8 protein-coding genes are annotated in these 9,510 nt (G+C 47.4%); 1 reads left to right on the forward strand and 7 read right to left on the reverse strand.

From position 1 onward, the window contains the following. Positions 1 to 183 precede the first annotated feature (183 nt). Together KDK14_RS06280 and KDK14_RS06285 are read right to left on the reverse strand one after the other, a co-directional pair. Positions 184 to 1,965: a hypothetical protein gene (locus KDK14_RS06280; RefSeq protein ID WP_257264162.1), complete on the reverse strand. Its 1,782-nt coding sequence runs from the start codon at positions 1,963 to 1,965 to the stop codon at positions 184 to 186. A 138-nt stretch (positions 1,966 to 2,103) separates the two neighbouring features. Beyond that, the gene (locus tag KDK14_RS06285; RefSeq protein WP_257264163.1) at positions 2,104 to 3,774 is read right to left on the reverse strand and encodes a hypothetical protein; all 1,671 of its coding nucleotides are present in this window, start codon (positions 3,772 to 3,774) and stop codon (positions 2,104 to 2,106) included. A gap of 254 nt (positions 3,775 to 4,028) precedes the next feature. Between KDK14_RS06285 and KDK14_RS06290 the strand changes: the two genes are divergently transcribed. Beyond that, a complete protein-coding gene (locus tag KDK14_RS06290; RefSeq protein WP_257264164.1) occupies positions 4,029 to 5,255 on the forward strand; it encodes a hypothetical protein in 1,227 nt (408 codons plus the stop codon). A 26-nt stretch (positions 5,256 to 5,281) separates the two neighbouring features. Here KDK14_RS06290 and xerC read toward each other — a convergent pair whose 3' ends face one another. The 5 genes from xerC to KDK14_RS06315 are packed head-to-tail and all read right to left on the reverse strand — an operon-like array spanning position 5,282 to position 9,304. Continuing rightward, positions 5,282 to 6,217 carry a tyrosine recombinase XerC gene (xerC, locus tag KDK14_RS06295; RefSeq protein WP_257264165.1) on the reverse strand — a complete coding sequence of 312 codons (936 nt, stop codon included), beginning with the start codon at positions 6,215 to 6,217 and terminating at the stop codon, positions 5,282 to 5,284. Next, positions 6,214 to 6,939, reverse strand: coding sequence for a DUF484 family protein (locus KDK14_RS06300; RefSeq protein ID WP_257264166.1), 726 nt, complete (start codon positions 6,937 to 6,939; stop codon positions 6,214 to 6,216). The genes xerC and KDK14_RS06300 overlap by 4 nt, the downstream gene beginning before the upstream one ends. Positions 6,940 to 6,960: 21 nt before the next feature. Further along, on the reverse strand, positions 6,961 to 7,791 hold the full coding sequence (gene dapF, locus KDK14_RS06305; RefSeq protein WP_257264167.1) for a diaminopimelate epimerase: 831 nt from the start codon (positions 7,789 to 7,791) through the stop codon (positions 6,961 to 6,963). Between the two features lie 23 nt (positions 7,792 to 7,814). Further along, positions 7,815 to 9,092, reverse strand: a complete 1,278-nt coding sequence (lysA, locus tag KDK14_RS06310; RefSeq protein WP_257264168.1) for a diaminopimelate decarboxylase — start codon at positions 9,090 to 9,092, stop codon at positions 7,815 to 7,817. 56 nt (positions 9,093 to 9,148) lie between these two features. After that, positions 9,149 to 9,304 (reverse strand): lipoprotein, encoded by a 156-nt coding sequence (locus tag KDK14_RS06315; RefSeq protein ID WP_257264169.1) that lies wholly within the window; start codon positions 9,302 to 9,304, stop codon positions 9,149 to 9,151. Between the last annotated feature and the right edge of the window lie 206 nt (positions 9,305 to 9,510).

Consider the following 9,510-nt stretch of genomic DNA (forward strand, 5'->3'; position numbering starts at 1 on the left):
CCACCGGAGGGCCTACCTCCATCTCAATTGCAGTTACGTGCAGACCCCGTGACACGCGGTGCGCTTCGTGGTTCCAATTCAAGACTCGCAACACGTATAAATCTATCCGCCTGCACTCGTTCGTAAAGCTAAAGAAAAAACAGACAGTAGTACTACTTTAAGAGTGAATGCTACGGATTTTCTTCAGTCCGGTGAATTCGAATGATTTGCCAATATTTTATTCAATTCTGACCTTATGGAATTTAATGGCTTGCTGACATAATCGCTACCATTGGTTAACAAACCTAACACTCTCTCTTCAAAGCTACCACCTTGTAACACCCTTGGGAAGAGATCAATAGTTGTTCGTAATTCTTTGGGAATGGAACGACCTTCTTCTTCAATAGCATTAATTATGAGGCGAAGCTGTTTTAGAACGTGCAAATCCTCGGAATTAATAGAGCCTGTATCAGCACATAACTCACCACGCTCTCTCAATTCTTTCTCTCTCATTTCTTTCTTACTTCTTTGGTTATCAATCAATTTAAATTGCCGCTCAATCAAATAAACCGCCAGATTATAATTTACGCAGGCATTTAACAACTTGTTAAAATCCTCTATCGATTTTTTTGCAACCTTATGGCTACCTGTTTTTTTATTAGTAATCTGTGCCTTATCTCTGGTGGATTGTATTGTTTTGATCGACTTATCCAGTTTCCATATCAAACGGTGAAAAAAGAAAACAATCCCGGAAAGGCAATTCGCAGGCAATGGTGAGTTTCCTTTTTGGCTTATATCTTGAATTGTTTTCTTATCAGAGGGTTTAAAAGACAGTGTTTCATAAAGTTCAACGAAACTTATGGTTTTTTTATATTTCCCCTGAAAATATTCATTAATATGTCGCTTCATGCTGGCAAGCATTTGCGCAACATTAGAAATTCGCTCGAAGGCATGACTGCTATCTTCAACACACACAACAAAATTTGTGTTTAATTGTTTACTCGACGTGGGAAATAGATTCATAGGCTTACTATTAGCATCAAGCCAGCCCGCCCAGTTGGCAAAGTTTTGAAACATGAACATTTCAGTGCGTTTAAACGACTGATTAACATCATGTTTATTTTTGTACCATTCCGGCACTTTTCTTGGATCATAATCGACTAATTTACGGAATATCACCCTCGATATGGGTTCTTTACATCGGCTCAAATCACCGATTTCCTCTGCCAGTTCGCAGATCATCTGGCCATTCTCAAACGTACTGGCAGTGGCAGGTTTGAAACTACTGCTGGCGGAATCAAAAGACTGGCAAGAGTCTCGGCAAATAGAAGATGTTTTATCAACATAGGACAGTGTATCCGGGGTGGCTAAACCTGCGGCAGCTACTTCTTCAAGGGTGCTTGCACACGAAGATGACGAACCCTCACTTATGACTGGTGAGAGTGGCTGCCCATTGCCAGCCAGACCCGAAATGGCTGACTGACTGGCAACTCCGGGATTTTGTGAAAACAGATCCCCGGGGAGCGTATCCACTGAACCAGCCAGACCCGAAATGATTGACTGACTGGCAACTCCCGGATCCTGTGGGAACAGATCCCCGGGGAACGTATTCACTGACATTGACGCTCTGTTCAAACCTTGACATTCCGCATAGGTGTCCCAGTCAAGGTCTTCCTCGCCAAAGCCTGCTCTCGTCTCCATGGGAATGCTGTGAAATCGGATGCAAAATCGCTTGTTCTCGTCCTGAGCCGCAACATTCAAGGCAGGCAAGGCAGGAAGAATCTTCACGACTACCCTGCCCTTTTCTACGGAGATTTCTCTATTCGACAGGTGACCTGTAAATATCACTACTTCATCTATATGACTAACCTCATGGGGCCCCAAGGATCCGGAACTTACTGTGTGAAAATCCGTTTGAGTTGTTTTATGAGCGGGAGTTCCCCCGGAAATTTTGGGTATTTCAAGATGATTGTTAACAGTATCCATAAAAATCTATTTTACCTTGGTTGTCAGAATTCAAATGTTTTTTTTCTACAAAGAATAAGGGCCGCAGAAAAATCTGCAGACATTCTTTGTTTATTTTTGTTACTTGATGTCAACTCATAAATGCTGAAACCAATCCGGTTAATCCTGCAGGTTAGTGAGATTATTTTCCAATATGGCAGTCAATGTTGACTTCATGCTATGTAATGGCTCACTGACATAACCGTTACCATTATCGAACATGCGTAACACCCTCTGCTCAAACTTCTTACCTTCCACGGCTCTTGGCAGGGCCTCAATAAAGGTTTGATAATCACTGAGAATGGCCAGACCTTCTTTCTCCAGATTTTCAATCAGGACGAGTAACTGCCTCATAACGTGCAAATCCCCGGGTTCAACACGGGTATAGTCAACGACGTGTGACCCTTCATTGGGCATCTCATCGGCCATCCTTTCTGAATCCTGTTGAGCCAGACCAGCCCTTTTAATTTCTCTATCGATCAACTGGACTGCCAGGTTATAATTTGCGCAGGCTTTTAACAAATCAAAAATCCCTTTCTTTTTTTCCGGAACCTTATGGTCAGCCCTTTTTCTGGCAATCGCTGCCTTTTCTGCCTTTTGTTTTTTTGATTCTATGGCACTCTCCAGTTTTGATACAAAGTTGCTGAAAAAGAAGAAAATTGCAGAAGAGCAATCTGATAAAAGTTGTAAATCGCCACTTCGACTTTTGCTTTTAATGAATTCTTTATTGCTTTTTTTAAAAGACAAAGTTTGATAAAGATTAACACGACTTATGGGATTAGTTTTACTTGATCCACGAAAACACTGGTCCACCTGACTCTCTGCATTAGCCAGCAACCGTGCGACTTCACAAATGCACTCCAGGGCGCGGGCATCAGTTTCGAACCAGTCAACAAATTGTGATCTCAACGGGTTACTCGAAACATTAGCCGAACCGGTAAAAATATTCTTGCCTTTACCGTTAGCATCCAGCCAGCCCATATAATTGGCAAAGCTTTTCAAGATAAAGCTTTCAACCTCAGTTATCACAAACTGCGCTTGGCTGTATTCACTTTTGTACCAACCAGGTACTGTGCCTGGATCATAATTGATCAGGCTACTTGATATCACCCTGGACACTGGGTTTTTACATCGGTGGGGATCACGCCTCATTTCAACTATCTTGCAAATCTTCTGACCATTTCTGAACCGGTCGCTGGAAGCAAAATTCAAAAAAGAAGTGTTGTCAGAGCAGTTAGAGCTGAGAGACTGTTTGCCAAGAGAAGACGATCTTGCTGTCAAGGCTGAACTGGTATCCAATCCTTCAGTCAAGCTGGCATTTGAAGATACCGAATCCATACTTATTTCGGATAGGACTGGACGTCTGGTGTTACCAACACTGGAAACTTGATATATGTGACTTTCGGGAACTGTTTTGCCTGAAATTGATGCATCATTAGACAACATTACACATTTATCCGGAGCAAGATCTTCGCTATCGCTACTTTCTCTTATCACGTTAACCGATGCCTGATTCGAGGGTAAGCTTTGAAATCTGATGCTGAAAGACCTGTTATTGTCGTCTGCATCCCGCGCGGTGACATTCAACGCCGGACGAATCGTCACAACAACCCTGCCCTTTTCTACCGAAATTTCCTTATCAGGCAAACAACCAGTAAACGTGACCACTTCATCAACATGGCTAATCTCATAAGGCCCGAGAGATCCGGAGCTTGGGGCGTCACAATCCGTTTGGGTTGATTTATTAACGACGGTTTCGGGCAGTACAGTGTGATTGATAACGTTATCCATAAATGATCTGCTTTACCCTGTCAGGGCTCAGGTAAGTTTATACCGCAGAGAATAATGGCAAACGGATAATCTGCAGAAATTCTTTGTTTATTTTTGTTAATTAGACTTGATTAACCAGATAAAAGAAAAACGCTCAAAAACTCATCACGTTTGTTCTATCAACAATAAGTACATTCCCAGTCAGCCATTCAAGTGAACGATTTTCAATTTGGATTGTCTATTGAAAGAATTTACTTTTCTGAGGAACAGCATCTATGCAACCGACGGCCTGCCAAAATAGCGAAGCAAAAATAGCCCATGGTTTAGCATCCCCGACACCTGAAACCGACAACCCTCCCAAAAGTATTGCTGCGCCTTGCTGGCGTGGCTTTTCGACCAGGTTTCAGGACATCGCAGAAAATGCCCGGTTTCTCAACCATATCGTTGCAACAACACGCCATGAAGTATTAGGGAGCAACCACATTACCAAAGATATTGACATAGATTTTCCCACCCTGAAGCCAGAGGATATACAAAGGATGAAGCAACAACGCGGTCCTTTTGTTACCAGGGAGGTAGTCAATATGAATGCTGGCTGCAAGTACTTAGAGGAAAAATTTAAACAAAGCCATAAATCATATAACAGCAGAGAGAGCAGAATATATTATCAGTTCTGTGTAAAAAACGGTTTTGGTAATTGTGGTCCCCAAATGTATCAGTGCCAGCAAAACCTGCTAAAAGCAGGTGTTCCTGCTGATATTATCTGGACGCTGGAGCTTGTTGGCAAACCAGACAATAATACCCCACATCTTGCTGCGCATGGCATGGTGTTAATTGCCGATAACCCGTCAATGATACAGTTGTTTGATCAAATAAATGTCGCTACCGCCAAATACGGTATTGAATATGACGCACGACCCGGGATAGCCATGGATATCACAGAACTTTTTACTTTGTTAAAGAGCAGACTACCCAATGCAATTTTTGTAGATCCTTTTTTCAATCGGATCATTCCGAGTATTGTGTTAAATACAACCTCTGCAGGAATCGCTCGCAACTTTGGGTTGCGCGGCGACTACTCTGTCAAATTCACAGGAAGTCAGGATTACCGCCCAATTACAGATGATGAGGTGAATTCTTTTGAACAGAATATCAAAAGTGATGAGAAGGCAGTAAAAGCCATGCAGCTTATTACCAAGGTAAAACATTATATTCAGCTTAAAGGTTTAATGCAGGCTTTAGCGATTGCGTTAGAACATAAACAAAAAATATCCGACAGTATCAACAAGTCAGAATTTGGCCTTGCTTTTCGCCAAAGTTCTTTTTATAAGGCTAACAGCGTGTTCGATTACTTGTTTGATCATGCAGATGAGCTGGATTTTGAACTTAATTCATCCGGAAATTCAGGCAATACTGCGCTGGATTATGCCAAAAAAGCGGGTAATTCCCATGCTATAGCCAGGCTGGAAGCATTAATGGCTTCCAGTACCGAATCAACCTGAAACAGAATCGACCATACGGGATCGAATCATTTTTTATTCGCCCTTGGGTGAGCCTTATCATACACCGCAGCCAGATGCTGAAAATCCAGATGGGTGTAGATCTGGGTGGTGGAGATATCGCTGTGCCCCAGCAGTTCCTGAATTGAGCGCAGGTCGCCGCTGGATTCCAACAGGTGACTGGCAAACGAGTGTCTCAGCATGTGGGGATGCACCCCCACCGGCATGCCTGCTTTGCGGGCAAATTCCTTGATACGATTCTGAATCTGCCGGGTACTGATGCGCCTGCCCAACTTTGACAGGAACAGGGCGCTACCACTTTCAGCCCGCACAAACTGCTCCCGAACACTGAGCCAGCGTTGAATGGCCTGTCGGGCTTTGCTGCCCACCGGAATCATTCGCTCTTTGTTGCCTTTCCCAAGCACTCTCACCAGAGAAAAGTCACTGGCAAAGCTCTCCATATTCAGTGCCGCCAATTCGGCCAGACGCAAACCTGAGGAGTAGAAGAGTTCCAGAATGGCCAGGTCACGGCACTTCAGCGGATCACCCTCCGCTTGTGGGTCATCCAACAGGTGATTGACCTGATCGGCATCCAGGGTCGCCGGCAAGGGCCGACCGGTTTTCGGTGCCCGAAGCAGTTGGGCCGGGTTATGGGCTACCTCGCCCCGGGTTAACAGGTATTGATAAAAACGACGAAGGGATGAGATCAGCCGCTGCAGGCTGCGACTGGACAAACCATCTTCGTGCCAAAGTCCCAGCCAGTGCTTCAACTGCCTTTCGGTAATCGTTTCCCACCCCGGAACTGCACTGGTAGCGGCCTGTTGGATTACCCGGGAAAGATCACGCCGATAGGCAGACAGCGTATGGGGTGAGTGCTGCTTTTCGTAGCGCAGGTAATCCATAAAAGCAGCCACTGCCGGTTGCAGGGGGCTATTAACCGGAGAATCGGGAGAAGAGTGACTCATGAATGCAGCTGTCGGGCCAGCATTCGACTCAGGATATCGCCCAGGTAACTGATAAACACGGTGCCCATGCTGGCCTTGAAATGTTGTTTATCCTGACTGCCCAAGGCCAGAACCCCAAGCTGCTGCGGCTCACTGAGGGCGTAGCCCAGGGGGGCAATGGCCACCGAGCCGATGTTGTCGGCCTGCTCCTGAAACAGGAATTTCAGCTCTGCCTGAGTCACCTGACCACAAATGGCTTTGCCACTGGTCATGATGGAACCCAGGGCTTCGGCCACCGCGTCGCTGTGTTCGACCCTCACGGGCAGGTTCATCGGATTTTCACTGAACAAAATCAGTGAATGGAATTCAATACTGAACTCATGGTTGAGGCTGTCACCGATCACTTCCACCAGTTGTTCCAGATCCCTGCTTTCCAGCAGAGACAATACCAGCAGCCGCAAACGCTCAAACAGCTTTTCATTGGCTTTGGCATTATCAGCCAGACGGGCCAGCTGATGTCGATAAGCCAGTGCCCGTTCCCGAAGCAGCGCCACTTGACGCTCAACCAGCGAGATGGCATCGCCACGCTGATGAGGCAGGGTCAGATCCAGCAGCAGATCATCACGGCCCACAAAAAATTCTGGATGCTCTCTCAGAAAGTCAGCAACCTGCCCGGAGTTCAGGGTCTTCGGTTGTTCAGGCGTTGCCTGCTCCTTGTCTACTTTGACAGTCTGTTCGGTCATTGTCTCTGGCCCTTGGCAGATTTATAGCCGGGTGTATCCTTCATAAACGCGGGTTGCTGCACCGGTCATCATAACCGGACTGCCCTCTCCCGGCCAATAGACAGACAGACTACCACCGGGTAAATTCACTTTCACGGTATCGCCCAGCAAACCTTGCTGACGGCCTGCGACCACAGCGGCACAGGCACCGGTGCCACAGGCAAATGTTTCACCAGCACCACGTTCAAATACCCGCAGGTTAATTTCATCCGCACTGAGGACCTGCATAAATCCGACGTTGCATTTTCGGGGAAAGTCCGGATGGGCTTCAATCATCGGTCCCCAGGTTGGCACGGGTGCCTTGTGCACATCATCCACCCGATAAACGCAGTGGGGATTGCCCATGGACACGGCAGAAACCTCGATAACCTGCCCATCAACCATCAGGGGATAAGTCTCTGAACGCTGCGGTGCATTGAACGGCACTTGCTCAGGATCGAGCCTTGGCATCCCCATATCCACACAAACCTCGCCGTTGCCCAGAATCGTCAACTCAATGTTGCCCCCTGCGGTTTGTACCCGGACCCGATCCCTGCCAATCAGCTTTTTGTCCCGGACAAAACGGGCGAAACAACGGGCGCCATTGCCACACTGCTCCACTTCACTGCCATCGGCATTAAAGATGCGGTAGCGAAAATCCATATCAGGATTGGTCGGGGGTTCAACCAGTAGCAACTGGTCAAAGCCGATCCCAAACCGCCGGTCCGCCAGGCGGCGGATTTTTTCCGGCGGCAGGCGCAGGTTCTGGGACACCATATCAACTACCATAAAGTCGTTACCCAGACCATGCATCTTGGTGAAATGTAAAAGCATAAAATTCACTCGTTCCTGATACTTTACGACGGCAGCAGGCTTTCTGAGGCAAACTGCCCGGTAATGGTTTCCCGGCGACGGATCACAAAAGACTCATTGCCATCAACCATGATTTCGGCGGCTCGATTGCGCGTATTGTAGTTGGAACTCATGACAAAGCCGTAGGCACCCGCCGAATACACCGCCAACAGATCCCCTTCCCGAACGGCCAGATTCCGCGCCTTACCCAAAAAGTCACCACTTTCACACACAGGGCCGACAATATCATACACCTGACTATCCACATCAGTGTGGTGCATCGTATTGACAATGGTATGCCAGGCGCCGTAGATGGACGGTCTGAGCAAGTCATTCATGGCACCATCAACAATGGCAAACTGCTTCTGCCCTGTCGCTTTGAGCAACTCAACACGGGTCAGCATGATCCCCGCCCGGGCGGCAATGGATCGACCCGGTTCCACCACCAGCATCACATCGCCATAGCCCCGCTCAACCAGCCGCTGCTGGACCGATACCAGATAGTCTGAAGGTGAAGGAATGGACTCATCCTGATACTGAACCCCCAGACCACCACCAATATCAAGATGCTGCAAACGGATGCCCCGGGCCTGCAACTGATCCATTAATAGCAGCAAACGATCCAGCGCATCCAGGAAAGGTTCTGTGGTGGTCAGCTGGGAACCAATATGGCAATCAACACCAACCACCTCAATATGGCTCAATTCAGCCGCGCGGGCGTAAACCACAGGCGCCCGGTTAATATCAATGCCGAACTTGTTATCTTTCAGGCCAGTAGAGATGTACGGGTGAGTCTGGGCATCCACATCCGGGTTTACCCGCAGGGAGATGCGAGCCACTTGAGCCATTGCCAGTGCTTCTTCCTGAATGTGCTCCAGCTCCTGTTCTGATTCAATATTGAAGCAGTGGACACCCACTTCAAGCGCCCGGCGTATTTCATGCCGTTGCTTGGCCACCCCGGAAAACACCACCCTGGCAGGGTCACCGCCCGCAGCAAGCACCCGTTCCAGCTCACCAACAGAGACAATATCAAAGCCGGCCCCCAGGCGGGCCAGCACATTAAGCACCGCCAGGTTGCTGTTCGCCTTGACTGCGTAACAAATCAAATGGGGTCTGTTACCCATTGCCTGATAATAGGCCTGATAGCCAGCTTCCAGGGCTTTTCTGGAGTAGACGTATAAAGGCGTACCATATTGGCTGGCCAGCTGTTTAACCGGAATATCTTCGGCAAACAACTCGCTGCCTGCCGCTGCTTCCGAGGGCTGAAAAGTAAACCACTCCATAAGGTGACTGTTCCCCATTTCTTATTTATTAATGTAATTAACCAGTACTGCGCTATTTATTCTATCGGGAGAACCCGGGCATCAGAGCTGGCCAGTGATGACGTTGGTTGATAAAGGTCACCTTTCTGCCCACAGCCTGTCAGCAACATAAACACGGTAGCAGCGAAAAAAATGGCTATTTTCAGCTGGTGGCCAGCAGTGAGCGATCGCATAATCTGATCCTTAATCCTGAACAGGCACAGTATAATTAGCGATGGCTCTGGTTAAAATGGCTGAGGGATTATTTTAATTCCAGGAGGCTGTCCGAGAACAGGTGGTAACTGCTCCTGCATCCATGAGGTGGCGATAAATGGGTCTAAAAACCAATGGCACTGACTTAAGCGTGAAAGCCTTGCCATTGTTAGTTAAAAGACTTTCA

The sequence above is a fragment of the Endozoicomonas sp. ONNA2 genome, from assembly GCF_024606365.1.
Lineage (GTDB): Bacteria > Pseudomonadota > Gammaproteobacteria > Pseudomonadales > Endozoicomonadaceae > Endozoicomonas.

Bases quoted from the DNA above. Each gene is read 5' to 3' on its own strand.
- lysA (WP_257264168.1), bottom strand. From the start codon at position 9,092: ATGGAGTGGTTTACTTTTCAGCCCTCGGAAGCAGCGGCAGGCAGCGAG.
- KDK14_RS06300 (WP_257264166.1), bottom strand. From the start codon at position 6,939: ATGACCGAACAGACTGTCAAAGTAGACAAGGAGCAGGCAACGCCTGAA.
- dapF (WP_257264167.1), bottom strand. From the start codon at position 7,791: ATGCTTTTACATTTCACCAAGATGCATGGTCTGGGTAACGACTTTATG.
- KDK14_RS06285 (WP_257264163.1), bottom strand. From the start codon at position 3,774: ATGGATAACGTTATCAATCACACTGTACTGCCCGAAACCGTCGTTAAT.
- KDK14_RS06290 (WP_257264164.1), top strand. From the start codon at position 4,029: ATGCAACCGACGGCCTGCCAAAATAGCGAAGCAAAAATAGCCCATGGT.
- xerC (WP_257264165.1), bottom strand. From the start codon at position 6,217: ATGAGTCACTCTTCTCCCGATTCTCCGGTTAATAGCCCCCTGCAACCG.
- KDK14_RS06315 (WP_257264169.1), bottom strand. From the start codon at position 9,304: ATGCGATCGCTCACTGCTGGCCACCAGCTGAAAATAGCCATTTTTTTC.
- KDK14_RS06280 (WP_257264162.1), bottom strand. From the start codon at position 1,965: ATGGATACTGTTAACAATCATCTTGAAATACCCAAAATTTCCGGGGGA.